Genomic DNA, 26,377 nt, shown 5'->3' with positions numbered 1-26,377 from the left:
GGCCGAAAACGCGACTTAACCGTTGAAACGGGTGGGTTCTGTGCCGTAACCGTGGGCTAGAATAGGCGCTCGATTTTCCGGCCCACAACCACCGGAGCCCGTCAGGATGCTGCCCCTCGCTGCCGGCCGTCGTGCCTGCTGCGTCGTTGGCGGGATGCGCTCGGGCCCCGGCAAGAAGGCCATTTTCCGGACGAGCCAATGAGCAGCAAGACCAGCGGTGACGCACCGCAACACGCCCCGAACAGTCCTGAAGCGCAATTGCGCCTCGCTGCGCTGGAATACCACCGCAGTCCCACCAAGGGGAAGATCCAGGTAACCGCCACGAAGGCGCTGTCCAACCAGCGCGATCTGTCGCTGGCGTACTCGCCGGGCGTGGCCTATGCCTGCGAGGAAATTGCCAAGGATCCGTCGACGGCTGCCGAATACACCTCTCGCGCCAACCTGGTGGCCGTGATCACCAACGGTACCGCGGTGCTGGGCCTGGGCGACATTGGTCCGCTGGCCGGTAAGCCGGTGATGGAAGGCAAGGGCTGCCTGTTCAAGAAGTTCGCCGGCATCGACGTGTTCGACATCGAGCTCGACGCGCGCGACCCGGACAAGATCGTGGAAATCGTCGCCGCGCTGGAACCCACGCTCGGCGGCGTGAACCTCGAAGACATCAAGGCGCCAGAATGCTTCTACATCGAGCAGAAGCTGCGCGAGCGCATGAATATCCCCGTCTTCCATGACGACCAGCACGGCACTGCCATTATCTCGGCCGCGGCACTGCTGAACGGCCTGAAGGTCGTCGGCAAGGACATCGCCAAGGTCAAGCTGGCGGTGTCGGGTGCCGGCGCTGCGGCCATCGCTTGCCTGGATACCATGGTGAGCCTGGGCGTGAAGCGCGAAAACGTCTCGGTGGTGGACTCGAAGGGCGTGATCTATGTCGGCCGCGACGCCAACATGGAAGCCAACAAGGCCCGCTACGCGCAGGACACCTCGGCCCGTACGCTGGCCGACATCGTCAACGGCGCAGACGTTTTCCTGGGCTGCTCGACCGCCGGCGTGCTGACCGGCGACATGGTCAAGACCATGGCCGACAAGCCGATCATCCTGGCGCTGGCTAACCCCGAACCGGAAATCCGCCCGGAAGTGGCCAAGGCCGCGCGTCCGGACTGCATCATCGCCACGGGCCGTTCGGACTACCCGAACCAGGTCAACAACGTGCTGTGCTTCCCGTACATCTTCCGCGGCGCGCTCGACTGCGGCGCGACGAAGATCACGGAAGCGATGAAGCTGGCCTGCGTGAAGGCGATCGCCGAGCTGGCCGAAGCCGAGCTCAACGACGCCGTCGCCGCTGCCTACGGTGGCCGTGAACTGAAGTTCGGCCCCGACTACATCATCCCGACGCCGTTCGACCAGCGCCTGATCGAAAAGATCGCGCCGGCCGTGGCCAAGGCTGCCGAAGAATCGGGCGTGGCAACGCGTCCGATTCAGGACCTGGACGCCTATCGCCAGCAGCTGTCGACCTACGTCTACCACACCGGCATGATCATGAAGCCGGTGTTCTCGGCCGCCAAGGCTTCGCCCAAGCGCGTCGCCTATGCCGAAGGCGAAGAAGAGCGCGTGCTGCGCGCGGTGCAGAGCGTGGTCGATGAAGGCCTCGCACGTCCGATCCTGATCGGCCGTCCGCACGTGATCCAGATGCGCATCGAAAAGGCCGGCCTGCGTCTCAAGGCCGGCGTCGATTTCGAGCTGATCAACCCGGAAGACGATCCGCGCTACCGCGCCTACCACGAGGCCTACCACGCGCTGCGCGGCCGCGACGGCGTGACGCCCGACATGGCCAAGGTGGCGCTGCGCCGCTCCAACACGCTGATCGGCACCATGCTCATGCATATGGGCGATGCCGACGCGCTGCTGTGTGGCACGGTGGGCCGCTTCGAGGCGCACCTCGAACACGTGAGCGACGTCATCGGCCTGGCACCCGGTGCGAAGGTCTTCGCTGCGCTGAACGCGCTGATGCTCGAGAAGCACACGCTGTTCATCACGGATGCCTTCGTCAACGACGATCCGAACGCCGAAGAGCTGGCCGCGATCACGCAGCTTGCCGCTGAGGAAATCCGCCGCTTCGGCCTGCACCCGAAGGTCGCGCTGATGTCGCACTCGATGTTCGGCTCGTCGACGCGTCCGTCTGCGCGCAAGATGCGCGAAGCGGCCGAGATCCTGGCCAAGGTGGCGCCGCATCTCGAGGTGGAAGGCGAGATGCAGGGCGACGCCGCGCTCGACGAGGACGTGCGGCGCCACTTCCTGCCGTCGACCAAGCTGGCCGGCAGCGCGAACCTGCTGGTGATGCCGACGCTGGACGCTGCCAATATCGCGTTCAACCTGCTCAAGATGACGGGCGGGCAGGGCGTGACGGTGGGCCCGATCCTGCTCGGCGCGGCCAAGCCGGTGCACATCCTGAACCCGCAGGCCACGACGCGCCGTATCGTCAATATGACGGCAGTCGCGGTGGCTGAGGCCAACGCCAACGCCAGCGTGCAGCAGTAAGCGCGGCGTCACACAGGCATGAAAAAGGCCGGGTCAATGACCCGGCCTTATTTTCTTGCTGTGGCGCATCAAAGGTGCGCCACACCCGGTTGTTATTGCAGCACGTTGTACTGCTCGCGCATGACCACGATGATCGACCGGGCGGCCGCAAGCTGAGTATCCAGGTGCTCGACATACTCCTGCGGGAAATTCACTTCAGCGCTCCAGTTGCAGCCGGTATGGTCCGGCTGATGCATTCGCACCGCGTGAAGCTCACATTCCCCACACTCGGGGTTGTTATCCAGGCACTGGTTCAGGATGGCCATCAGTTCGGAACGGGTCTTCGCATTTCGCCGCATGAGTCACCTGTCTCGCTGTGGTTTTCGTAGTCCGGAGAACCAATCTAGGCACCGTGCCGGCCGTGTTCCAATTGAATCAGCCTATGGATTGATGTCCGCCGATCCGCAGGTGGCGTGGCAGATTATGCGGCGCCGCAACATACGGGCGGCAAGACCGTGCCAGATGTGATCCCGGCGCGGCAACAAAAAAGCCCGCCAAGGGGCGGGCTCAGGGCTGCATGCGGTATTCCCGCGATCTACAGTTACAGTGCGTCAGAACTTGTGACGCATACCGACGCCAAACGTATCACCGTGCTCGGCGTCGTTGCGCTTGTCGTAGTAGTACGCGGCGTAGACGTCGGTACGCTTGGACAGGTTGTAGTCGTAGGCGATGGCGGCCGTGTTGCGCTTGAAGTCGGTCACGTCGTTCTTGGTCTTGTCATACGAGTACGAGACCAGCACGTTGCCTGCACCAACCGGAACCGACGCGCCAATCTGGCCGTTGGTGTGCTTCAGGTCGCCGCCGTTGCCGGCGCCGTTGATGCGGGTCTTGATGTACTGCGCTTGCGCGAACAGCTTGACGACCTGGAAGTCGTACGTGATGCCGCCCTGGACGGCGTCCTGGCGATCGAAGCCGGTCGGCACGCCGAGGTCGCCGACAGGCTGGATGTTGAACTTGACCTGCTGGTAGGCCAGCGTTGCTGCGAACGGGCCGTTGAAATACATCAGGTTGCCGCCCCACTTGTTCTCGCTGGTCTTGCCCGGCTGCTCCCCGAAGGAATAGATCACGTTCGCGGTGAGGCCGCCGAAGTTCGGCGTGCTGTACAGCACCGAGTTGTTCCAGCCCGAATCGCCGATGATGCCCGGGTCATTGAGCTTGCCCGGCACTGCCGACACCAGGTAGGTGTGGAAGATGGTCGGCGAGAACACGTACGAGTCGACCAGCGGGTTGAACAGGATGGTCGAGATGAAGTAGGGCGTGGTGTTGCGGCCCAGCTTGACGGTACCGTACTTGTCGTTCTGCAGGCCGACATAGGCGTTGCGGCTGAACATCGAGTCGCCGTTGAAGCGGCCCATGCTGCCGCTGTCGGTGCGGAAGAAGCCGTTCAGGTCGAAGATGGCCTTGTTGCCGCTGCCCAGGTCTTCCGTGCCCTTGATGCCCCAGTACGACGTCTGCATGCCGCCCGAGTTGGCCACCCATGCGCGGTCCGCACCGCCCACGTCCTTGAAGCCGCCAACAAACATATCGGCCTGGCCGTAGAGCGTCACGCTCGACTGTGCCATGGCCGCGCCGGAAAGAAGGGTAGCTGCTACGGCTGCCAGCTTCAGTGCCGGCTTGTACTGCTTCTGCATTTTTAGACCTCCGTGGTTTGATCCTGCTTGGAACGTTGTGTACTGGGTCCCTGTCGGGTTCTTGTTCTGTTCTTTGCGCTTCTGTTCGTGCCACCTGGTCAGGGCTCGGTTGACGGGCCCGCATTCTGATCGATTGTGGGCCGGGGTGCCGGTAGCATCGGGTACAGCGTTTTTGTTATACAGGTGCCGCTTTTTTGGCTCAGCCGGATACTAAGTCGTCAAGCCGGAACTGTGCAATGCGATGGATCTGGTTGATGCAAGTTTGCAACTCCGTCTCCGGGGTGTTGTCGATGCGGCGTGCGAACTCGTTGATGATGCCGGCGCGGTCGTAGCCACGTACGGCCAGGATGAACGGGAAGCCGAACTTCTGGTTGTAGTCGGCATTGAGCGACTGCAGTCGGTCGAACTCTTCAGGCGTGCACAGGTTCAGCCCCGCTCCGCTCTGCTCGCGCGTGGATTCGGCGGTCAGTTCGCCGCGCACGGCGGCCTTGCCGGCAAGCTCCGGGTGAGCGCGCACGAGCTTGACCTGCGCTTCGGTACCGGCCGCATCGACTGCGGCACGCAGCGCGTCAGCCAGTTCCGCCACGTTCGCGAACGGGCGCTTTGCCGCGGCAGTTTCCGCGAACCACGGCGAGTGTTCATACAGGCCACCCAGCACCTGCACGAATTCGGCAGTGGGCATGGCGTTGAGTTGGGCGATGGTGTAGGTCTGGCTCATGCTTTGTTGCGCGGAGTGTAGGGATGGGTCTCGATCCAGTGGCGGGCGATATCGACGCGGCGGCTGATCCATACCTTGTCGTGGCCCTGCACGTAGTCGAGGAAGCGCTGCAGCGCACGGAAGCGCCCCGGCCGGCCGAGCAGGCGGCAATGCATGCCGATCGACAGCATCTTGGGCTGGTCCAGGCCGCTGGGGTCGCCTTCTTCGTACAGCACGTCGAACGCGTCCTTCAGGTACTGGAAGAACTGCTCGCCCGTGTTGAAGCCTTGCGGCGTGGCAAAGCGCATGTCGTTGGAATCAAGCGTGTAAGGCACCACCAGGTGGGGCTTCTTCCCGCCGCCGGTGACTTCGACCTCGGTCCAGAAGGGCAGGTCATCGCCGTAGTAGTCCGAGTCGTACAGCAAGCCGCCGTGCTCGACCACAAGGCGGCGCGTGTTGGGACTGTCGCGGCCCGTGTACCAGCCGAGCGGCATCGAGCCGGTCAACTCCTTGATGATGTCCATGCCGATGCGCATGTGCTCGCGCTCGGTGGCTTCGTCGATGTTCTGGTAGTGGATCCAGCGCCAGCCGTGGCAGGCAATCTCATGGCCCAGCTCGACAAACGCGCGCGTGAGTTCCGGATGGCGCTGCAGCGCCATCGACACGCCGAAGATGGTCAGCGGCAGGCCGCGCTTCTCGAACTCGCGCAGGATGCGCCAGACGCCCGCGCGCGAGCCGTATTCGTAGATGCCCTCCATGCTCATGTGGCGGTCGGGATAAGCCGCCGCGCCGACGATTTCGGAGAGGAACTGCTCGGACGCGGCATCGCCATGCAGGACGCAGTTCTCGCCGCCTTCTTCGTAGTTGAGGACGAACTGCAGTGCAACGCGCGCGCCGCCGGGCCAGCGTGCGTGCGGCGGCCGGGCACCGTAGCCGATGAGATCGCGTGGATAGTTCTTGTCTGTCATGGTTCGTTTCTGCTTCAGGGCACCGGCAGCGCCGTCTTGCGAGGAGGCTGCCGGGAACCGCGGTTACTCCGTGCCGTGCGTGTTCGCGGCGGCGTTGCGCATGGCCTCTTCGCGCGACTGGATGCCGTTGTAGAAGAGGTTCAGCGCCACGGCCACGATGGTGCCGAGCACGATCCCGCTGTGGGTGAACGGGACCGTCCACTTCGGCAGGTATTGGAAGAACGTCGGCGCCAGCGTCGGGATCATGCCGAAGCCGATCGAGATGGCGACGATGAACAGGTTGTGGCGGTTGCGGTTGAAATCGCAGCTGCCGAGGATGCGGATGCCCGTGGCGGCGACCATGCCGAACATCACGATGCCGGCACCGCCGAGCACAAACTGCGGCACCGAGGCGACCACGTGGGCCATCTTCGGGAACAGGCCGAACGCGATCAGGATGATGCCGCCGGCTGCCGCCACGTAGCGCGAGCGCACGCCGGTCACGGTCACCAGGCCCACGTTCTGCGAGAACGAGGTGTAGGGGAAGGTGTTGAACAGACCGCCGATTACCGTGCCCAGGCCGTCCGCGCGCAGGCCACGGGTCAGGTCTTCATTGCTCAGCTTCTTGCCGGTGATGTCCGACAGGGCCAGGAACATGCCGGTGGATTCCACCAGCGTGATCAGCATGACGATGCACATCGACAGGATCGCGCTGAGTTCAAAGGTCGGGATGCCGAAGTGCAGCGGGGTGATGACGGCGACGAAGCTCGCTTCATTCAGGCCTTCGAACGACACCTTGCCCATGGCCATGGCCACGAACGTGCCGGCGATGATGCCGAGCAGCACCGCGCAGTTGGCCACCAGGCCGCGGCCATACTTGGTCAGCAGCAGGATGACCGCGAGCGTGAGCCCGGCGATGCCAAGGTTGGCCAGGTCACCGTAGGCGAGATTGGGCACTTCCTTCACCACGCCGTCGATCACGGCGCGGGTGGTGGGCTGGCCGCCGGCTGCCCAGTTGATGCCCACGCGCATCAGCGACACGCCGATCAGCGTGATCACCGTGCCCGTCACCACGGGCGGAAACAGCCCGAGCATGCGGCCCATCATCGGTGCAACCAGGATGCCGAACACTCCTGACGCGATCACCGCGCCGTAGATGCCGAGCAGGCCGACGTTCGGGTCGGTGCCGATGGCGATCATCGGCGCCACCGAGGCAAAGGTCACGCCCATCATCACGGGCATGCGGATGCCGAACTTCCAGAAGCCGAAGGCCTGGATCAGCGTGGCGAGGCCCGCGGCGAACAGGTCGGCGTTGATCAGGAAAGCCAGCTGGTCCTTGGGCAGCTTCAGGGCGCCACCGACGATCAGGGGGACCGCCACGGTGCCGGCATACATCACCAGCACGTGCTGCAGCCCGAGCGCGAGCAGACGCCCGGAAGGCAGACGCTCGTTAGTCAGGTCCGTGGGGACCGTGGTGCTTGCGGAAGTCATTGGTGCGTCTCCTCTCCTTTGGTTTGATGGGAACACTGGCATCCGTGGCCTCCTTTTGGGACAGCACCGCCGCCGCATCCTTCAGGACGCTGTCATGGGCAGTGCAGCCAGGCCTCGTTCGGTGTGATGCCGGCGGGAACACCGTGCTAGGTGGAGCGGCCCAGCACGCTGCGAAGATCGAAGGCGCCCGGATCGTCGGGCTGTACGCGGTCGGCGCACGCGCCAAGATGGTGCGCCATGCGCGACTGCGCCAGTGCGGCGTCGCCCTGTTCGAGGGCGTCGAGGATTTCCTCGTGTTCGTCGAACGAGCACGCGTTGTTGCCGGGGGCTTCCACGCTGGCGATCATCAGCGTCGTGCGCGAGACCAGCCGGCGCATCATGTTCACGAGCAGCGCGTTGCCGGACAACTCGGCCAGCGCGGTGTGGAATTCGGCCGAGAGGCGGATCCACGTGGGTCGGTCATGCGTGAGAAAGGCCTTGCGTTCGCTGGCCACCATCTTGCGCAGCGGGGCGATCACGGTCTTGACGTCAGGCATGGCGGCGAGCTTGTCGAGCACCGCGCGTTCCAGCATCTGGCGCAGTTCGAACATGTCGTGCGCCTCATCGGTGGACGGGCTGGCAATGAACGCGCCGCGATTCGGTTCCAGGTCCACCATGCCGTCGGCAGCCAGGTGCGACAGCACCTTGCGTACCGTGTGCCGCGCGGTGGCATAGATTTCGCAAAGCGAATGCTCGGTGAGCTTGGTGCGCGGGGGCAGCCGGTGCTCCATGATCGCGTCATAGATCTCGTGATACATGCGATCTTCGACCGAGCCCTTGCGAGCGGGGCGCTCGCTTTTGTCGGACTTCTGTTCGGTCAGCGCGGCATCGGCGACACCGGCAATCAGCTTCAGGCTCTTGGACATCTTGGCACCAAGCGGTAGGACGGAAACAGCGGGCTGCGGCCCCTGCGGGACCACCGTCTGTCGCGCCGGAAATGCGGGCTATCAGCAAGCGGTGATCTAAAAATTGTTGACAATTATTTGGTTACGCCTTCAATATTGTCAACAAAACCGAATCAGGTTTTCGACAACTAAGGGTTATCCCCCAGTTGTCAACCGGGTGGGTGCAGGCGCATTGTCGCCACGCACCAACCCAGCGCCGGGATGCGTTACATGACGTACCGAGCGGGCACCATTCCCAGATATGGTGCTAGTGAAGGCAGCGGCGCCCCTCACAACCCAATCGCAAAAGGACAAATACGATGGGACGCTTGACCACCCACGTTCTCGACACCGCTGCCGGCACCCCGGGCCAGGGCATGTCGATTACTCTCCATAAAATTGTCGACAATCGCCGCGAAACGCTGAAAACCGTGGTCACCAACCACGACGGCCGCTGCGACCAACCCCTGCTGGAAGGCGCCGACCTGGTTGCCGGCGTGTACGAGCTGGAATTCGCCGCCGGCGACTACTTCCGCGCGCAAGGCGTGAAGCTGCCGGAACCGGCCTTCCTCGACGTCGTGCCGCTGCGTTTCGGCATTGCAAACACCGACGCGCACTACCACGTGCCGCTCCTGGTTTCGCCCTGGTCGTACTCGACCTACCGCGGCAGCTGAATTCGTGGTCTAGGGAAACAGGAGACAAGACATGGAAGGCTATATCCTCGACTGGGCCAATATGCTGTTGCGGTGGGTGCACGTCATCACCGCCATTGCATGGATCGGTTCCTCGTTCTATTTCGTCTGGCTGGACAACAGCCTGACCAAGCCCATCGCCCCCGACCTGAAGGACAAGGGCGTGGATGGCGAGTTGTGGGCGGTGCACGGCGGCGGCTTCTACAACCCGCAGAAGTACCTGACCGCGCCGAAGTCACTTCCCGAGAACCTGCACTGGTTCTACTGGGAGTCGTATTCGACCTGGATGAGCGGCTTCGCGCTGCTCGTGGTGCTGTACCTGTTCAACGCCAGCACGTTCCTGATCGACAAGAATGTGTTCGATATGTCGCCCGGCGCGGCAGTCGGCTTCGCGGTTTCGTACCTGCTGATCGGCTGGATCGTCTATGACAGCATCTGCCGCCTGTTCGGCAAGAACGACCGTCTCGTCGGCATTCTGGTGGCGGTCTACATCATGGCCGCGGCGTTCGTTGCCTGCCACATCTTCTCGGGCCGCGCGGCATTCCTGCTGACCGGCGCGATGGTGGCGACGATCATGAGCGCCAACGTGCTGGTGTGGATCATCCCGGGCCAGCGCAAGGTCGTGGCCGCCCTGAAGGCCGGCCAGCCGGTGGACCCGATCCACGGCAAGCGCGGCAAGCAGCGCAGCGTTCACAACACCTACTTCACGCTGCCGGTGCTGTTCGCCATGCTGTCGAACCACTACAGCATGACCTACGCCGCCAAGAACAACTGGCTGGTGCTGATCCTGATCATGCTAGCCGGCGTGCTGATCCGCCAGTTCTTCATCCTGAAGCACAAGGGCAAGATCAATGTGCTGTGGCCGGCAGCCGGCGTCACCGCGCTGGGTGTGGTCGCCGTGCTGATCGCACCGCAGCCGCGCCCCACGGTCGCCAAGGCCGAAGGCGAGGCCTCCGCCGCCGTCAGCTTCGCCAAGGTGCAGGAAGTGGTGAACGCCCGTTGCGTGCAGTGCCACGCTGCGCAACCGAAGATGATGCCGACGGCTGCCAAGGGCATCAAGCTGGACACTGCGGACGACATCAAGTCCCACGCCCAGCTGATCTACCAGCAGGCCGTGCAGCAGAAGGCTATGCCGCTGGGTAACGTCACGCAGATCACGGACGATGAACGTGCCTTGTTGGGCCAGTGGTTTGAAGGCGGCGCCAAGACGACTAACTGAATGTTGTAGTACTCGGACCCGCTCGCTGGCGAGCCGGTCCGTGAAAACCGAGCATCGGTGATCGACGGTCCGGAGGCTGTGCAGTTGGCAGTCGTTTGTACCGGGCCGGCGAGGGTTTGGACGGGGCTTCGGCTCCGTTTTTTTTAAGTTCTCGCGGGCTCAACAAACAAAAAAAAGCCGCTCCGAAGAGCGGCCTTTGTTCGCAGCCGGGCACGAAGCCCGCCGCGATATCAATCGTCCAGCAACGACAGATCGCGCACTGCGCCCTTGTCCGCCGACATGACGAGCTTGGCATACGCCTTCAGTGCGGCCGACACTTTACGCGGACGTGCCTTCGCCGGCTTCCAGCCCTTGGCGTTTTGCTCTTCGCGGCGGCGCGCCAGTTCTTCGTCCGACACGAGCACATCGATCGTCCGGTTCGGAATGTCGATGCGGATCTTGTCGCCGTCGCGCACGAGGCCGATGGCGCCGCCGGCGGCTGCTTCCGGCGAGCAGTGGCCGATCGACAGCCCGGACGTGCCGCCCGAGAAGCGGCCATCCGTGAGTAGCGCGCAAGCCTTGCCCAGGCCCTTCGACTTGATGTAGCTCGTCGGGTAGAGCATTTCCTGCATGCCGGGGCCGCCCTTGGGACCTTCGTAGCGCACGATCACGACGTCGCCGGCCTTGACCTTGTCGTTAAGAACGTTCTCGACAGCCTCGTCCTGCGACTCGGTAACGTGTGCCGAGCCCTCGAACACCAGGATGCTTTCGTCCACGCCGGCAGTCTTCACCACGCAGCCGTCCAGCGCGATATTGCCGCGCAGCACTGCCAGGCCACCTTCCTTGGAGAAGGCGTGCTCGTACGAGCGGATGCAGCCCTCGGCGCGGTCCAGGTCTAGGCTCGGCCAGCGCGTGTTCTGGCTGAACGCCACCTGCGTCGGGATGCCGGCCGGGCCAGCCATGTAGAAATGACGGACGGCCTCGTCCTTCGTGCGGACGATGTCCCACTGATTCAGCGCGTCGCCGAGCGACGGGGCATGTACGGTCGGCACGTCGGTATGCAGCTTGCCGGCACGCTCGAGCTCGCCCAGGATGGCCATGATGCCGCCCGCGCGGTGCACGTCTTCGATGTGGTACTTGTTGGTGTTGGGCGCCACCTTGCACAGCTGTGGCACGACGCGCGACAGGCGGTCGATGTCATTCATGGAGAAATCGATGCCCGCTTCCTGCGCGATTGCCAGCAGGTGCAGGATGGTATTCGTGGAACCGCCCATGGCGATGTCCAGCGTCATCGCGTTCTCGAACGCCTTGAAGCCGACCGAACGCGGCAGCACGCGCGCGTCTTCCTGCTCGTAGTACTGGCGGGCCAGTTCGACGATACGGCTGCCCGCGCGCTTGAACAGCTGCTCGCGGTCTGCGTGCGTGGCAACCACGGTGCCATTGCCGGGCAGCGACAGGCCCAGGGCCTCGGTCAGGCAGTTCATCGAGTTGGCCGTGAACATGCCCGAGCACGAACCGCAGGTCGGGCAGGCGGAGCGCTCGACTTCGGCCACGTCGGCGTCGGAATAGGTCGGGTCGGCCGCGATCACCATGGCGTCAACCAGGTCGAGCTTCTTGAATTCGACGGCCTTGGTGACCGGGTTGGCCAGACGGGTCTTGCCGGCTTCCATCGGGCCGCCCGACACGAAGATCACGGGGATGTTCAGGCGCATCGCGGCCATCAGCATGCCCGGGGTGATCTTGTCGCAGTTCGAGATGCACACCATGGCGTCGGCGCAGTGCGCGTTGACCATGTACTCGACCGAGTCGGCGATGATGTCGCGGCTCGGCAGCGAATACAGCATGCCGTCGTGGCCCATGGCGATGCCGTCATCGACCGCAATCGTGTTGAATTCCTTGGCCACGCCGCCAGCGGCTTCGATCTCGCGCGCGACGAGCTGGCCCAGGTCCTTCAGGTGGACGTGGCCGGGCACGAACTGGGTGAACGAGTTCACCACCGCGATGATCGGCTTGTTGAAATCGTCGTCTTTCATGCCGGTGGCGCGCCACAGCGAGCGGGCCCCAGCCATGTTGCGGCCGGCGGTGGAGGTCTTGGAACGGTATGCGGGCATTGTGGGGTTGTGAAATCAGTATCGCGGAAAGGATGCGGGGCCACGGGAATAGGGGCCCCTCATGCGCCCGTGCGAACAACCTCTTGAGCTGCGCCCTGGGCAGAACTCGCGATTATCCCACACCCGGCGCAGCGTGCAGCCGGCCAGGCCGGTGATCGCGCGGTTGTCGTCGGCAACCCGGGTCTCGCGTCCCGGATTGCCGGATGGGGGCAGCCGTCAGCCGCCGATATTGAGCAGCGCCAGTACGCCGAGCACCAGGAAAATGCCGGCGGCAATCTTGTGCACCAGCGCGATCGGCATCTTGTTGGCGAACTTGTCGCCGAGCAGCACGGCCGGGGCATTGGCCAGCATCATGCCGAAGGTCGTGCCTGCCACGACGGCTAGCACGGCGCCGTTGAAGCGTGCAGCAAGCGCCACCGTGGCGATCTGCGTCTTGTCGCCCATCTCGGCAAAGAAGAACGCGACGATGGTGGTGGCCAGGATGCCGAGCGCGCCCTTGACAGGCTTGGCTTCTTCGGCGTCGTCGAACTTGTCGGGAATCAGCATCCACGCGGCCATGGCGATAAAGCCCAGGCCCAGGATCCAGCGCAGCAGCGATTCGCCGAGCACATGGGTGATCCAGCCGCCGAGCGCACCGGCAAAGCCGTGGTTGACGATCGTGGCGATCAGGATGCCAAGGATGATGGGCAGAGGCTTGCGATAGCGCGCGGCCAGGACGAGCGAGAGCAACTGCGTCTTGTCGCCCATTTCAGCGAGCGCGACGATGCCTGTGGAGACGAGGAAGGCTTCCATGTTGTTGTGTGAGTAACCCGGGCCGCATGCATCGCGAGATGCCAATGACGCACACCTTTCCCGGCCCGGCCAGAAAGGTATGGTCATCGGTCTCGCCAGGCCTTGGATCGGGCTAGGCCTGATGGCCAGCCGGGTCCGGAGCTGCGCACGCCATAACCGCAAGCGGTCAAGTCTGTTGACGTACGCCCCTGTCTGCCGGTTGCCGCATTGCGCGGCGCGGTGAGAGCAGGGCGGCTACTCCCCAATGGAAGCCGCGATTATAGCGGCGCGGGCGGGGAGCGTCCACCGCCCGGGAAAATGTGCCGTGTCAGGCCGGGACGGGCGATTGTTCGCTGGTCTGGCGACCGCGGAAGTCGGTCCAGCACAGGGCCTTGAAGTCGTACAGCTTGCAACGGCGTGCGGTGTCGAAGTACCAGCGCCACGAGAAATTCTCGATGATGATGCGGCCCGGCAGCGCATGTTCGAGCAGCGCCTGCGCGCGCTTCAGGCGGTACAGCGGCACGCTCATGTCCACGTGGTGTGCGGTGTGTTCCATGATGTGATGCAGCGCGGCGCCGATGCCATGGCGGAAACGCAGGTGCACGGTCGTCGAGACGAACGGCTGGGCCTTGGCCCACATCGACTTGGTGTCGTACCACGCCACGCTGGTGTGGGTGTGGTGCACGTACAGCACGAAGCCGACGGTCACGTTCCAGACCAGGAAAGGCAGCACGAAGCCGGCGCCGACCATCATCCATGCCGATTGCCCGGTGGCAAAAGCGGCCCAGATCAGCGCACCGATCCACGCGGCGCCGAACGTGGCCACCAGCGTGCAATCGGCCATGAAGATCGGACGGCGCGTGGCCATCTGGCGCTTGTTCGGGAAGAACAGCTTGCACCACCAGATCTCGACCAGGTAGTACAGGCCTGGACCGAAGCCGGTGCGGTAGATGCGCTCCATCACGCGGCGCCAGCGCGGCAGCGCCTGGAACTCTTCGAGCGAATACGGCGCCCAGACGAAGTCGAAGCCCTTCAGGTTGGTGTAGCCGTGGTGGACCACGTTGTGGCCGACTTCCCACAGGCTGTAGGGCGTCAGCGACGGCAGGAACGTCAGCCGGCCCAGCCATTTGTTCAGGCCGCGGCGCGGCGTCAGGCTCTGGTGGCAGGCGTCGTGGCCGATGATGAACAGGCGCGCGATGATCAGGCCCGCCACTACGCCGAGGCCCACCTTGGCGGCCCAGTGCGGGGCCAGCACGACGCCCGCCAGCGTGGCCGCGAACAGCAGGTAGTCGAAGGCGAACAGCGCCAGCGCGCGCGGCGTGCTGCGCTGGCCTAGCGGAATCAGCCAGCCGCGGATGATCTTGCGGGATGGCAGCGGCTGGTCTGGGGAAATCGGTTCGGGAAACGGCTGGTTGGCAGGCGCCGGTGCGTGCAGCGGTACCTCGGGATGCGTGGCAGCGGTGGTGGTCATGGAAACCTTCAGGTTGCTGGCGTTGCGGGTCGGCCTCGCAAGGCCTGCAACGGAACCGCAAAGGTTAGAGGGCTTTGCCGTTACGAGTCTTGACCACCGTCAAGCCGCGCCGGAGCGCTCCCGGGTATTAACCGATCCCGGCCGCACGAGTGGCGGGCACAGGTATGGAGGGCGTCACACGATCGGTACCTGTACCGCCTCGCCCATCACATAGACACTGTCGATGACCCGGTCATCGCCGAGCATGGCGAATGCGAACAATTGCTCTTCGAGCGTCTCCGAGCGGCCGCTGCGACGCGCGATCAGCGGCGTGGCCTGCGGATCCAGCACGATGAAGTCGGCCTCGCAGCCCTCGCTGAAGCTGCCGATGCGGTTGGACCAGCCCAGCGCTTCGGCGGCCGCGCGCGTGGCCAGGTAAAACATGCGCAGCGCGGTCAGGTGGTAGCCGCCCATGCGCGCGACCTTGTGCGCGGCGTTCATGGTGCGGAACATCGAGAACGAGGTGCCGCCGCCGACGTCGGTCGCCAGCGTCACATTCAGGCGGTTGGCGTCCGACTGGTGGAAGTCGTAGAAGCCGCTGCCGAGGAACAGGTTCGACGTCGGGCAGTGCGCGACGGCGGCGCCGCTGTCGGCCAGGCGGCGGCGGTCGTCCTGGTCCAGGTAGATCGCATGGCCGTAGAACGCGCCGGGGCGCAGCAGGCCGTAGCGGTCGTAGACGTCCAGGTAGCTCCGCGCGTCCGGGAACAGTTCGGCCACCCATTTCACTTCGTCGCGGTTCTCTGCGACGTGGGTCTGGATGAACGCGTCCGGATAGGCCTTGGCCAGTTCGCCGCAGGCGGCGAGCTGCGCTTCGGTCGACGTCGGCGCGAAGCGCGGCGTGATGGCGTAGGCGAGGCGGCCCTTGTTATGCCAGCGCGACAGCAGGTCGGCGGAATCGCGCGCGCCGGTTTCAGCGGTATCGCGCAGGAACTCGGGACAGTTGCGGTCCATCATCACCTTGCCGGTGATCATGCGCAGGTTGCGCTGTTCGCTCTCGGCAAACAGTGCGTCGGCTGAAGCCTTGTGCACCGTGCTCCAGACCACCGCGCTGGTGGTGCCGTTGCGCAGCAGTTCGTCGGTGAAGAAGCCGGCGACCGCGCGCGCGTATTCAGGCTCGGCGAAGCGACGTTCCTCGGGGAAGGTGTAGGTGTCCAGCCAGTGCAGCAGGCCCGGCGACGGCGACGCGATGATGTCGGTCTGCGGGTAGTGCACGTGCGTGTCGATAAAGCCCGGCACGATCAGCTTGCCGCGGTGGTCGATCACCTCGGCATCGGCCGGAATGCGCGACGCGAGCGACGTGTAGTCGCCGGCCGCGACGATGCGGCCAGCGGTGACGAGCAGCAGACCATCCTCCCAATACTGATAGGCGTCCTCATGGAACTGCGGGTCGTGCAGGAAATGCAGCACGCGGCCGCGGATCGCGCGAGTAATGGACGGAGTCGGAGGAGTGGTCGTCATGGTCTGTCTCTCGGGCCAGGCCGGCGCGCACGCGCTGGGCCAGGCCATTGGTATGTGCCGCTCAGGCCGCGGGGGCCGTGGCAGGCGGGGACGTCGGCGTGGCCGACCAGAAGTGGTCGACCTCCGCCAGGAACTCGGCCTTCTGCATCGGGGGCAGGAAGGCCGCTTCAAAACTATTGCGCGCCAGCTTGTGCGCATCGGCGGCGTCGAGCGGCAGCGCTGCGAACGTGGCTTCCCAGTTGGCGTTCATGTAGCCGCCGAAGTAGGCCGGGTCGTCCGAATGCAGCGTGATCGCAACGCCGGCATCGAGCATGCGCTTGAGCGGATGCTCGCTCAGGTCCGGATGCACCTTGAGCTTCTGGTTCGAAAGCGGGCACACGGTCAGCGCCACGCGTTCGCGCGCCAGGCGCTCGATCAGCGCGGCATCGTCGATCGAACGTACGCCGTGATCGATACGTTCGACCTTGAGGATGTCCAGCGCATCGGTGACGTACTGGGCGGGGCCTTCCTCGCCGGCATGGGCCACCAGGTGCAGGCCGAGTTCGCGGGCACGAGTGAATACGCGTGCAAACTTTTCGGGCGGGTTGCCCTTCTCCGACGAATCCAGCCCGACGCCGACAAAGCGGTCCCGGTACGGCAGCGCGGCTTCCAGCGTGGCGAACGCGTCTTCTTCCGACAAATGGCGCAGGAAGCAGAGGATCAGGCTGCTCGAGAAATCATATTCGGTGCGCGCCTGGGCCAGTGCATCGGAAATGCCGTCGATCACGGTGCCGATTGGCACGCCGCGAGCCGTATGGGTCTGCGGATCGAAGAAGATCTCGGCATGGCGGACATTGTCGGCGACGGCGCGCTTGACGTAGTCCATGGTCATGTCGAAGAAATCCTCTTCGGTCAGCAGCACACTGGCACCGGCGTAGTAGATGTCCAGGAACGACTGCAGGTCGGTGAACGCATAGGCCGCGCGCAGAGCCTCGACGCTGGGGTAGGGCAGGTTCACGTGGTTGCGCTGGGCCAGCCGGAAGATCAGCTCGGGTTCGAGCGTGCCTTCGATATGCACGTGCAGTTCTGCCTTGGGAGTACGGCGGATCTTGTCCGCCAGCGCGGCATCGATGGTCATGTGGGGCCTCGGTCTTGTGGTTACGGATGCACCGTCTCCCCGTGGCTCGCGTGCAGCGCGGCGAGGCGCTGGTCGCGGACCTGCAGCAACTGGGCGACGATGGCTACCGCAATCATAGCCGGTGCCTTGTCTGTGATCCCTGATACCCCCATCGGGCAAGTCATTTCCGGAAACCGGGCCGGGTCGACGCCGTGGTCCGCCAGCCGGTGTTCGAAGCGCGCGCGCTTGGTCTTGGAGCCGATCAGGCCGAAATACGCAAAGTCCGTGCGCCGGAAGATCTCCTCGCACAAGGTCTGGTCGAGCGCGTGGCTGTGCGTCATGACGAGAAAATAGCTGCCTGCGGGCGCCTGCGCTACCACGGCTTCCGGCGTATCGCTGGCCTCGGGCTCGACGTTATCGGGCAGTCCGGCCGGGAACAGCGTGTCGCGTTCGTCGACCCAGTGCACACGGCAGGGCAGATTGGCCAGCACCTTGACCAGCGCATGGCCGACGTGGCCCGCGCCGAACAGCACCACATGCATGTCGTCGGGAACCAGCGTGTCGGTCCAGGCGCCATCCGCTTCCAGCGTGACCGACGCGATCACCGCACGGCTTTCCGTCGCGGTGACGGCACCGCGAACCGGCACCGTGCGTTCCAGCGACTTGCCCGCGGCAAAAGCGGCCTCCACGGCATCCAGCCAGTGCAGATCGTCCGGCCCGAGCACTTCAAACGCCAGTTGCACCACGCCGCCGCAGCACTGTCCCAGCGCCGGGCCCAATGGAATGCGCTCGATGCGGCGCTGTTCCTTGCCCTCGTTCAGCATGGCGCGCGCGATATCCATGCCGCGCCATTCGAGATGCCCGCCGCCAATGGTGCCGACCAGATCGTTGGCGCTGACCAGCATGCGGATACCTGCCTCGCGTGGCGCGGAGCCCTTGACTTCGACGATGGTGACCATCGCCACCGGCACGCCCGTGCGCACCATGCGCGCGGCGTCGGCGAAGCGGAAGGGTTTGAGCGGTGCATCCTGCATGTCGGGCCTTTGGTCAGTTAGGCCGGCTGTTGCCGGTCTCGTTGTCTGTCTTGCTGTTTGCGCCGGGGGTGGCGCGCACCTGCGCGGGCGGCCGGCCCCTGATCCGCCAAGAGCGGAACAGGGGGGAAAGTCCGGCAGGCCCGGCAGGCGCGCGCGTCAGGCCGGCTGTGCGGCGGTTTCGCCGACCGCGCTCGCCGCGCATGTCGCGCGTACTGCTTCCACCGCGTCCAGGATGGCTTCGCTGGTAGCCGGCGCGCGCAGCGGCGGGTTGACCTGGTAGTCAGCCACGGCCGCGATCGCGTCGCGGATCGCGAAGAACACCGAGAACGGCAGCAGCAGCGGCGGTTCGCCCACAGCCTTGGAGCGGTGGATGCTGTCTTCCACGTTCCGGTTCTGGAACAGGCGCACGTTGAAGTCTTCAGGGCAGTCGTTGATCGTCGGGATCTTGTAGGTGGACGGCGCATGCGTCATCAGCTTGCCGTCCTTGTTCCACCACAGTTCCTCGGTCGTCAGCCAGCCCATGCCCTGGATGAAGGCGCCTTCGACCTGGCCGATATCGATGGCCGGGTTCAGCGACTTGCCTGCATCGTGCAGCGCGTCGGCGCGCAGCAGCTTCCATTCGCCGGTCAGCGTGTCGACCAGCACCTCGGAGCACGCCGCACCGTAGGCAAAGTAGTAGAACGGGCGGCCCTGCAGCTTCTTCTGGTCCCAATGCAGCTTCGGCGTCGTGTAGAAGCCGTCCGACCAGAGCTGCACGCGTGCCAGGTACGCTTCGCGGGCCAGTTCGCCGAATGGCACGCGCAGCTCGCCGGCGATCACGAGATCGTCGTTGAAGCGCACGCTGTCAGGCGTCACGCCGGCCTTGCGCGCGGCAAACTCGGCCAGGCGCTCGCGAATCTGGCGCGCGGCGTCCTGCGCGGCCTTGCCGTTCAGGTCAGCGCCGGTCGATGCCGCAGTCGCCGAGGTGTTGGCCACCTTGCTGGTATCCGTTGCGGTCACGCGTACGCGTTCCATGCGGATACCGAGCTCGTGCGCCACCACCATCGCAACCTTGGTGTTCAGGCCCTGGCCCATTTCGGTGCCGCCGTGATTCACCAGCACCGAGCCGTCGTTGTACACGTGCACGAGCGCGCCGGCCTGGTTGTAGTGCGCCACGTTGAACGAGATGCCGAACTTCACCGGCGTGATCGCGATGCCCTTCTTGAGGATTGGGCTCGTCGCATTGAACGCACGCGTGGCCTCGCGGCGCCCACGGTATTCGCTGGTGGCCACGAGTTCGTCGATCAGTTCGTGGATGACATTGTCTTCCACGGTCTGGCCATACGGCGTGACGTTGCGCTCGGTCTTGCCATAGAAGTTGGCGCGGCGCACATCGAGCGAATCCTTGCCGACATTGCGTGCCACGTTGTCGAGGATGTACTCGATCGCGAACGCGCCCTGCGGGCCGCCGAAGCCGCGGAATGCGGTATTGCTCTGCGTATTCGTCTTGCCGCAGTAGCCGTCGATCTGCACGTTCGGCAGCCAGTAGGCATTGTCGAAGTGGCAGATCGCGCGCGTCATCACCGGGCCCGACAGGTCGGCCGAGAAGCCGGCGCGCGACACCATCTCGATCTGCACGCCTTCGATGCGGCCATCAGTGTCATGACCGACGTCGAAATCGAACACGAAGTCGTGGCGCTTGCCGGTGATCATCATGTCGTCGTCGCGGTCCGGACGCAGCTTGACCGGGCACATGAGCTTCCATGCCGCCAGCGATGCGCAGCACGCGAACATGGCCGACTGCGATTCCTTGCCGCCGAAGCCGCCGCCCATGCGGCGGCATTCCACCAGCACCTGGTGCGCGTGCCAGCCGAGCATATGGGCCACGGCGTGCTGCATCTCGGTCGGGTGCTGGGTCGAGCACCACACGTGCATGCCGTCGTTTTCGCGCGGCGCGGCGTAGGCGATCTGGCCTTCCAGATAGAACTGCTCCTGTCCGCCGAGGCGGATCTTGCCCGCATCGCGGTGCGCGGCGGCTGCCAGATGCTGTTGCGGCTCGCCCCGGGTCAGGTGCATCGGCGGCAGCACGTAGCTGCCGGCCTCGTGCGCGGCCTCCGGCGAGAGTACCGGTGGCAGGTCTTCGTATTCAATCACGCCCAGGCGGGCAGCGCGGCGTGCCGCGTCATGCGACGTGGCAACCACCACGAAGATCGGCTGGCCGATAAACTGCACCACGTCGCGCACCAGGATCGGGTCGTCGTGGATGATCGGGCCGCAGTCGTTGACGCCGGGAATGTCATCCACGGTCAGCACGTCCACCACGCCGGGCGCGGTGCGCACCTTGTCGAGCGAGATGGATTTGATGCGCGCATGGGCGCGGCTGCTCATGCCGAGCGCCGCGTGCAGCGTGCCGGCGAGCTCGGGAATATCGTCGGTATAGGTGGCGGTGCCTGCCACGTGCAGGTGCGCCGATTCATGCGGACGCGAGATGCCGACCTGGGGCACGGCCTCGTCGGCCACGCTGGCGTCGAGCAGGAACGGTTCGGTTTGCTTGTTCATGCCGATCTCTCCTCAGGCCGTGACGGTTGCAGTGGCGCCAGCGCCAGGCGCGCGGACGTTGACAGCGGATGCGGGCAGCGCATCGGCGCGCGTCTCCAGCCAGAAGCGGTACAGCAGGTTGGCCGCCCCGCGGGTGCGGTACGAGGCGGTCGAACGCATATCGGACAGCGGTGTGTAATCCTGCGACAGCGCGGCCATGCCGGCGCGCACGGTGGCTTCGTTCCACGGCTGGCCGATCAATGCAGCTTCGGTGGCCGCGCCGCGCTTCGGTGTGGCGGCCATGCCGCCGAACGCGACGCGTGCCTGCGTGATCACGTCGTTCTCCACTGTGATCGCGAATGCCGCGCACACGGCCGAAATATCCTCGTCAAAGCGTTTGGACAGCTTGTAGGTCCTGAAGTGCTGCGGGCCCTTGACGGGTACGCGCAGCGCTGCGACGAACTCGCCTTCCACCATGGCCGTCTTCTGGTACGCAAGGTACAGGTCTTCGAGCGGCAGCGTACGGCGCGTCGCGCCGAGCTGGAGTACCACTTCGGCGCCGAGCGCGATCAGCGCCGGCATCGAATCGCCGATCGGCGAGCCGTTGGCGATATTGCCGCCAAGCGTGCCCGCATTGCGGATCGGCAGCGAGGCGAAGCGCTTCCACATCTCTTCGAGTTCGGGGTGCGCGGCGGTCAGCGCAGCGTAGGCCTTCTCGAGCGTCACGCCGGCGCCGATCTCGATCATGCCGTCGCGCTCTTCGATCGATTGAAGGTCTTCGACCTGGCCGATATAGAGCAGGTTGCCGAGTTCGCGGAACTGCTTGGTGACCCACAGGCCCACGTCCGTGCTGCCGGCAAGGATGCGGATGCCGGGCTCGGCCGCCTTGATTGCGCCGAACTCGGCCGCGGTGCGTGGCGCGAAGAAGTTCTGGCCCTTCGCGCTGTAGCGGAAGGTCTCGCCGCGCTTGAGATTGCGCAGCGTGTCGGCGATCTGCTTCGGGTTGAGCTTGCTCGCGTGCGGCGCAGGCAGGGCCATCATGCGCTCGCCGGCGTCGATGATCGGGCGGTAGCCAGTGCAGCGGCACAGGTTGCCGGTCAGCGCGTCGCAGATGGTCTGGCGCGTCGGCGCTTCGCCGCCCGGGGTGTGCTGCTGGTACAGCGCCCACAGCGACATGACGAAGCCGGGCGTGCAGAAGCCGCATTGCGAACCGTGGCACTCGACCAAGGCTTCCTGCACTGGGTGCAGGGCGCCGTCGGCCTGGCGCAGATCCTCGACGGTGATCAGCGCCTTGCCGTCGAGCGTGGGCAGGAACTGGATACAGGCATTGACGGCCTTGAATTCGACATCGCCGCCGTCCTGCAGCTCGCCGATCACGACGGTGCAGGCGCCGCAGTCGCCTTCAGCGCAGCCTTCCTTGGTGCCGGTGCAGCGCGCGTCCTCTCGCAGGTACTGCAGCACGGTCCTGGTAACGGGGGCGTCGGATACTTCCCTGACCTGGCCGCGGTGGAAAAAGCGGATGGTTTGCGTCTCCATGGTCTTCATCTCGTTCTGTGATGGCGGAAACATAGCACCGGCGCGTTTCATGCAATATTCGGCCCAGGTGATATGCCCCATCAGAATGCCCGTCCATGGGGTTCCGCTGTCCCCTTATCACGGCGGATTGACCAATGGCGGGTTGCGTGACATACACTATGCGCCGTTCCCTTCCCCCACGCCAGCCTCCCGGCCGCACGCCGGCAGGGCCCCTATTGCCATGCACGGACGCGACCATCTCGATACCTATTTGCTGCGGGTGCTCCACACCCTGCTGACCGAGCAGAGCGTGACGCGCACGGCTGTGCGCCTGGGCCAGTCGCAGCCGGCCATCAGCAATACGCTAAAGCGCCTGCGCGAGATCACCGGCGACGCCATCTTGGTGCGGGGCAAAAGCGGCATGGTGCCAACCGAACGGGGGCGGGAATTGCTGGAGCTGGCCGAGCAGAGCCTGGCGGCGATGGACCGTATCGCGCGTCCTCCGCAGCAGTTCGATCCGGCCACGACCACGCGGACGTTTCACCTTGGCGCCCCGGATTACCTGGATGCCTTCTTCCTGCCAAACATCGTCGAGCGCGTGCGCCGGCTGGCGCCCGGCGCCAAGCTGTTCGTACATCCTATGACGTCGTCGAGCGACTTTCTGGAGGACCTGGAGCAGGGGCAGCTCGACATCGTCATTGGCAACTGGCTGTCGCCGCCCGAGCATCTGCATATCTCGCCGTTATTTGATGACGAGGTGGTTTGCATGCTCGGTGCCCAGCATCCGCTGGCGCGCAAAGGCCTGACGCTGAAGCACTACCTGGAGATGCCTCATCTGGCACCTGCGCCCTATGCTTCGATGCAACGCAGCATGATCGATCAGGCGCTCGCCGAGCAGGGGTACAAGCGCAATATCCAGGTGACGCTGCCGTACTTTGGGCTGGTGCCGTATGTGCTGATGAAAACCGATATGGTGTTCACCACCGGCCGCCAGTTTGCTGCGCACTATGCGCAGTATTTGCCGATCCGGATGGTGCCGTCTCCGGTGACGTTCCCGCGCATGCGGTTCTACCAGCTCTGGCATGAGCGGTGCCATGCGGCCCCGGATGTGATGTGGATGCGGAGGATGATCGCGGAGGTGGCGACGGATTTGCCGCAGTTGCCGAGGTTGGAGGCGGAGGCGGGATAGAGGTAGCTGCCTTTGGTGTGGTTTTACCCCTCGACTTCCGGATTTACCAGCGTCATATCTGACCCATACGGGTCTTCTGCCCGCACCACCACCACGGTGACGTTGTCGTGCCCGCCGTGGTCCAGCGCTGTCTTTACCAGTGTCTGTGCAATGGCGTTCAGGTCGCCCCCTGCGGCAAGCACGGATGCGATGGTGTCGTCCTCGACCTCGTTGCTCAGCCCATCGCTGCAAAGCAGGAACACGTCGCCGTCGGCGACATCGACGAACAGTTGCTCGGGCAATAACGTATCGGCTGCGCCAACGGCACGAGTGATGGTGTTGTGCGCTGGATGATGTCGCGCTTCTTCGGCGGTGATGAGGCCGCGTGCCAGCAGCCGTTCCACCTGGCTGTGGTCTCGGGTCAGGCGCTGCAAGTGCCCGGCGCGCAGCCGGTAGAGACGGCTGTCGCCGGCCCACAGGTAGCCGCAACGGCGGTCGCCGTTGGCCAGCGCCACGACGGTGGTGCCTACGCACCGTACCTGCAGGCGTGCGGCTTCGGCAATCAGCGCGCGGTTGACGTCCTGCAGCGCGGCGCCGACGTCGGCGAGCCGTTCTTCCAGCGTTGACCGGGGCGGAAGCGCCGCCAGCGCTTGCGTGACGGCCTGGCTCGCGAAATCGCCGACGGCATGGCCCCCCATGCCATCGGCCACGACCCAGATCCCGAGGTCCGGCAGATCCAGGCAAGCGTCCTCATTGCGCTCGCGTACGCGCCCAACGTCGGTGCAGGCTGCCGAAGCCCAGCGGAATTGCGTCACGCCAGTCAAGATACCCTCCTTCCGCGTGAAATCGGGTCGTTTCCGGATTCCATGTCTGGAACGCGTTGTTCATCTGACCAGCATAGAAGTTGTTCTTCGTCTCGTAAAAGTTGATCACCGTGGTCCTGCCGCTCGTCAGGGACGCGTCGACCCGGGAAGTTCGCAGTGGCGGGTGTTATCTGCAAGTTGGCGCCGGCTCATGGGTGTCGATCCGAGCGACGGTGGAACGGCGCAATGGTGGTGGCTAACCAACAGAATGTCGGTGATGACGTTGGTCATTCGGCAACAGTTTCCCCAGATCCGACAGCGCCGCTTTCCCGTAAACGCTGGTCCTGGCAGGGAAATCGATGTCCTGGCATGGCGCATGCAGAGGTCTGGCAACCACGCAGCAATGACTGCCGCCACCAGACACCCGAGACAGCCATGCCACACCAGCCCGCACAACAAGACGAACGCCGCGACGGCGCGAGCCATGACGCCGACTTGCCGCTGGGCGCCCATTTGGTGACGGGACGCCAGGGCTATGTGCATCACGGCATCTATGCCGGCCACGGCCGCGTGATCCACTATGCCGGCTTCGCCCGCGCGCTGCAGACCGGGCCGGTCGAGGAAATCAGCCTGGCGGCATTTGCCGCGGGCCGTGCCGTCGCCATCCGCCTGGAACCGTGTGCCCGCTTTGTCGGCCTCGATGCGGTGTCGCGTGCGCGGTCGCGTCTGGGCGAGAACCGCTACTGCCTGTTCTCCAACAACTGCGAGCACTTCTGCTCATGGTGCCTGTCCGGCGAAAGCCGCAGCGAGCAGGTGGAAGCCTGCCTGCGCCATCCGCGCGCCGCGCTGCAGACGATGCTACGGCTCTGCGCCAGTTTCCTGCAGGTCAGCCTGCGGACCGCCTGAAACGTTTTCCATTCAGAACACGAAGGAGCCAGCCATGTCCGGACTGATCGTCAGAGCAGATTGCGCCGTCTATAGCGGCCGCCAGAGCCACCGCAACGGCCAGCCCGCCGTCGCCGCAGCCAGAGGCCGCCATGCCGGCGTCAGGGCCGGGCGCCATGAGCCGCGTCGCGCGCGACTCGCTTCGCAGGGGCGGTCACCGGTAACAGGCGAGTGCCGGCGGCGGTGATGCACTGAATCGGGGGCGGGAAGATGGAAGTAGATGGTCCCGCCGACAGGAATCGAACCTGTATCTAGCGCTTAGGAGGCGCTCGTTCTATCCATTGAACTACGGCGAGGGACAGAGCTGTCAGGACCGTCGTTCCGCGGGGCAGCGGTAATCCTGAAGACGGGCCGGAGTATATCAAAATCCTCCCGCCGGAGGCGTTTTGGGGGAAAGAGGAAGGGGTGGAGGCGCGCAAGCGCCAGACGCAGCGCGCCCGGCGACAAGCGGCTGCGGAAAGGTCCCGATCGGCGGTTGCCTGTACAAGCCGTGCGGCACCGCTCGACGCGATGGCTGTTTGCCACCGCGTCAGATTCGCCAGCTATTTCTTGTGATGCACCAACCGGTTCCACCAGTACTGCACCGGATGTTCATGCTCCGGATAGAACGGCGATTTATGGAAAAACTCGGCGCGAACAGCCAGGATGTACAGCGCGACGATGATTGCGGCGAGGAGCAGGGCGGTAAGCATGGCGGTCTCCCGTGGCAGGAACCACATCCATTCTAGGCCGCACCGTTGTCAATGCCCGCTGGTTTTCGAGAATAGCTGGATCACCGCCACACCGGCGATGATCAGGCCAATGCCGGCGCAGGCGGCGAGGTCGGGTACCTGGCGGTACAACACCATGGCGATCAGCGTGACCAGGACGATGCCCGCGCCGCTCCAGATGGCATAAGCGACGCCCACTGGTACGGTCTTCATGACCAGCATGAGCAGATAGAAGGCGCAGGCATAGCCCGCTACCACGAGGATGCTGGGCACCAGGCGCGTGAAGTTCTCGGCGGCCTTGAGGCTGCTGGTGGCGATGACCTCGGCAACGATGGCCAGGGCAAGGAGCAGGTATCCGTTCATAGGCGAAACGCGATGGCGAAGGGGTGGAAGGACAGACGGCAGGCGGCAATGTAGCGTAAGCGGCGCTTTGGTGAAACGTTATGCCCTCCCTTGCGGTGGTTGTGCAAAGTGGCGTGGCAGTCTTGAATGATAGTGTGCGGTGTGCGATACATTGGCCCACTGCCAAGGCAGTTTCGGCAGTACCCGACCAGGCCGGCAATCCACAATAACGTACGGCGGCGGGCGT

Annotated in this window: 22 protein-coding genes, 1 tRNA gene and 1 riboswitch; of the genes, 5 read left to right on the top strand and 18 right to left on the bottom strand. The window is 64.7% G+C overall.

What is annotated here, in order from left to right; genetic code table 11:
• Positions 1-198: 198 nt before the first annotated feature.
• Positions 199-2,532, top strand: a complete 2,334-nt coding sequence (locus K2O51_RS25390) for an NADP-dependent malic enzyme (protein WP_011298592.1) — start codon at positions 199-201, stop codon at positions 2,530-2,532.
• A gap of 92 nt (positions 2,533-2,624) precedes the next feature.
• Here the strand turns inward: K2O51_RS25390 and K2O51_RS25385 are convergent, their stop codons facing one another.
• The 6 genes from K2O51_RS25385 to K2O51_RS25360 all read right to left on the bottom strand — a co-directional run bounded on the left by K2O51_RS25385 (position 2,625) and on the right by K2O51_RS25360 (position 8,242).
• A complete protein-coding gene (locus K2O51_RS25385) occupies positions 2,625-2,870 on the bottom strand; it encodes a hypothetical protein (protein ID WP_011298591.1) in 246 nt (81 codons plus the stop codon).
• A 252-nt stretch (positions 2,871-3,122) separates the two neighbouring features.
• On the bottom strand, positions 3,123-4,202 hold the full coding sequence (locus K2O51_RS25380; protein ID WP_011298590.1) for a porin: 1,080 nt from the start codon (positions 4,200-4,202) through the stop codon (positions 3,123-3,125).
• Between the two features lie 199 nt (positions 4,203-4,401).
• Positions 4,402-4,920 (bottom strand): 2-oxo-4-hydroxy-4-carboxy-5-ureidoimidazoline decarboxylase, encoded by a 519-nt coding sequence (uraD, locus tag K2O51_RS25375; protein WP_011298589.1) that lies wholly within the window; start codon positions 4,918-4,920, stop codon positions 4,402-4,404.
• Positions 4,917-5,867: an allantoinase PuuE gene (gene puuE, locus K2O51_RS25370; protein WP_011298588.1), complete on the bottom strand. Its 951-nt coding sequence runs from the start codon at positions 5,865-5,867 to the stop codon at positions 4,917-4,919. The genes uraD and puuE overlap by 4 nt, the downstream gene beginning before the upstream one ends.
• A 63-nt stretch (positions 5,868-5,930) precedes the next feature.
• Positions 5,931-7,337: a nucleobase:cation symporter-2 family protein gene (locus K2O51_RS25365; RefSeq protein ID WP_041679675.1), complete on the bottom strand. Its 1,407-nt coding sequence runs from the start codon at positions 7,335-7,337 to the stop codon at positions 5,931-5,933.
• Positions 7,338-7,483: 146 nt separating this feature from the next.
• The gene (locus tag K2O51_RS25360; RefSeq protein WP_011298586.1) at positions 7,484-8,242 is read right to left on the bottom strand and encodes a GntR family transcriptional regulator; all 759 of its coding nucleotides are present in this window, start codon (positions 8,240-8,242) and stop codon (positions 7,484-7,486) included.
• 338 nt (positions 8,243-8,580) lie between these two features.
• On the opposite strand from K2O51_RS25360, the gene uraH reads away from it, so the two are divergent.
• Both uraH and K2O51_RS25350 read left to right on the top strand, forming a co-directional pair.
• The gene (gene uraH / locus K2O51_RS25355; RefSeq protein WP_220630925.1) at positions 8,581-8,934 is read left to right on the top strand and encodes a hydroxyisourate hydrolase; all 354 of its coding nucleotides are present in this window, start codon (positions 8,581-8,583) and stop codon (positions 8,932-8,934) included.
• 31 nt (positions 8,935-8,965) lie between these two features.
• Positions 8,966-10,171: a urate hydroxylase PuuD gene (locus K2O51_RS25350; protein ID WP_011298584.1), complete on the top strand. Its 1,206-nt coding sequence runs from the start codon at positions 8,966-8,968 to the stop codon at positions 10,169-10,171.
• 230 nt (positions 10,172-10,401) lie between these two features.
• Here the strand turns inward: K2O51_RS25350 and ilvD are convergent, their stop codons facing one another.
• The 8 genes from ilvD to xdhA all read right to left on the bottom strand — a co-directional run bounded on the left by ilvD (position 10,402) and on the right by xdhA (position 22,183).
• Positions 10,402-12,261: a dihydroxy-acid dehydratase gene (ilvD, locus tag K2O51_RS25345; RefSeq protein WP_220630924.1), complete on the bottom strand. Its 1,860-nt coding sequence runs from the start codon at positions 12,259-12,261 to the stop codon at positions 10,402-10,404.
• Between the two features lie 216 nt (positions 12,262-12,477).
• On the bottom strand, positions 12,478-13,053 hold the full coding sequence (locus K2O51_RS25340) for a TMEM165/GDT1 family protein (protein ID WP_220630923.1): 576 nt from the start codon (positions 13,051-13,053) through the stop codon (positions 12,478-12,480).
• Between the two features lie 30 nt (positions 13,054-13,083).
• A riboswitch (yybP-ykoY riboswitch) is annotated at positions 13,084-13,316 on the bottom strand.
• A 44-nt stretch (positions 13,317-13,360) separates the two neighbouring features.
• Complete coding sequence (locus K2O51_RS25335) at positions 13,361-14,503, bottom strand: fatty acid desaturase (protein WP_011298581.1); 1,143 nt, start codon at positions 14,501-14,503, stop codon at positions 13,361-13,363.
• Positions 14,504-14,677: 174 nt separating this feature from the next.
• Positions 14,678-16,000, bottom strand: coding sequence for a guanine deaminase (gene guaD, locus K2O51_RS25330; protein WP_220630922.1), 1,323 nt, complete (start codon positions 15,998-16,000; stop codon positions 14,678-14,680).
• Between the two features lie 61 nt (positions 16,001-16,061).
• Positions 16,062-17,117: an adenosine deaminase gene (locus K2O51_RS25325; RefSeq protein ID WP_011298579.1), complete on the bottom strand. Its 1,056-nt coding sequence runs from the start codon at positions 17,115-17,117 to the stop codon at positions 16,062-16,064.
• Positions 17,118-17,137: 20 nt separating this feature from the next.
• Positions 17,138-18,130, bottom strand: a complete 993-nt coding sequence (gene xdhC, locus K2O51_RS25320) for a xanthine dehydrogenase accessory protein XdhC (RefSeq protein ID WP_011298578.1) — start codon at positions 18,128-18,130, stop codon at positions 17,138-17,140.
• Between the two features lie 156 nt (positions 18,131-18,286).
• On the bottom strand, positions 18,287-20,668 hold the full coding sequence (gene xdhB, locus K2O51_RS25315; RefSeq protein ID WP_011298577.1) for a xanthine dehydrogenase molybdopterin binding subunit: 2,382 nt from the start codon (positions 20,666-20,668) through the stop codon (positions 18,287-18,289).
• A 12-nt stretch (positions 20,669-20,680) separates the two neighbouring features.
• Positions 20,681-22,183: a xanthine dehydrogenase small subunit gene (xdhA, locus tag K2O51_RS25310; RefSeq protein ID WP_011298576.1), complete on the bottom strand. Its 1,503-nt coding sequence runs from the start codon at positions 22,181-22,183 to the stop codon at positions 20,681-20,683.
• 220 nt (positions 22,184-22,403) lie between these two features.
• Here xdhA and K2O51_RS25305 point away from each other — a divergent pair, with 220 nt between their 5' ends.
• A complete protein-coding gene (locus K2O51_RS25305) occupies positions 22,404-23,351 on the top strand; it encodes a LysR substrate-binding domain-containing protein (RefSeq protein WP_041679673.1) in 948 nt (315 codons plus the stop codon).
• Between the two features lie 23 nt (positions 23,352-23,374).
• On the opposite strand, the gene K2O51_RS25300 is transcribed toward K2O51_RS25305, so the two are convergent.
• Positions 23,375-24,154, bottom strand: coding sequence for a PP2C family protein-serine/threonine phosphatase (locus tag K2O51_RS25300; RefSeq protein WP_011298574.1), 780 nt, complete (start codon positions 24,152-24,154; stop codon positions 23,375-23,377).
• A gap of 414 nt (positions 24,155-24,568) precedes the next feature.
• Here K2O51_RS25300 and K2O51_RS25295 point away from each other — a divergent pair, with 414 nt between their 5' ends.
• Positions 24,569-25,039 (top strand): lecithin retinol acyltransferase family protein, encoded by a 471-nt coding sequence (locus K2O51_RS25295; RefSeq protein ID WP_220630921.1) that lies wholly within the window; start codon positions 24,569-24,571, stop codon positions 25,037-25,039.
• Between the two features lie 260 nt (positions 25,040-25,299).
• Here K2O51_RS25295 and K2O51_RS25290 read toward each other — a convergent pair.
• From K2O51_RS25290 to K2O51_RS25280, 3 genes are all read right to left on the bottom strand, one after another.
• Positions 25,300-25,374: transfer RNA gene (locus tag K2O51_RS25290), tRNA-Arg, on the bottom strand.
• Between the two features lie 246 nt (positions 25,375-25,620).
• On the bottom strand, positions 25,621-25,770 hold the full coding sequence (locus K2O51_RS25285; RefSeq protein ID WP_166487012.1) for a hypothetical protein: 150 nt from the start codon (positions 25,768-25,770) through the stop codon (positions 25,621-25,623).
• 48 nt (positions 25,771-25,818) lie between these two features.
• The gene (locus tag K2O51_RS25280) at positions 25,819-26,151 is read right to left on the bottom strand and encodes a DMT family transporter (protein ID WP_011298515.1); all 333 of its coding nucleotides are present in this window, start codon (positions 26,149-26,151) and stop codon (positions 25,819-25,821) included.
• Between the last annotated feature and the right edge of the window lie 226 nt (positions 26,152-26,377).

The sequence above is a fragment of the Cupriavidus pinatubonensis genome, assembly GCF_019602855.1.
Taxonomy (GTDB): Bacteria; Pseudomonadota; Gammaproteobacteria; order Burkholderiales; family Burkholderiaceae; genus Cupriavidus; species Cupriavidus pinatubonensis.
This window is presented reverse-complemented; position numbering and strand designations above follow the sequence as displayed.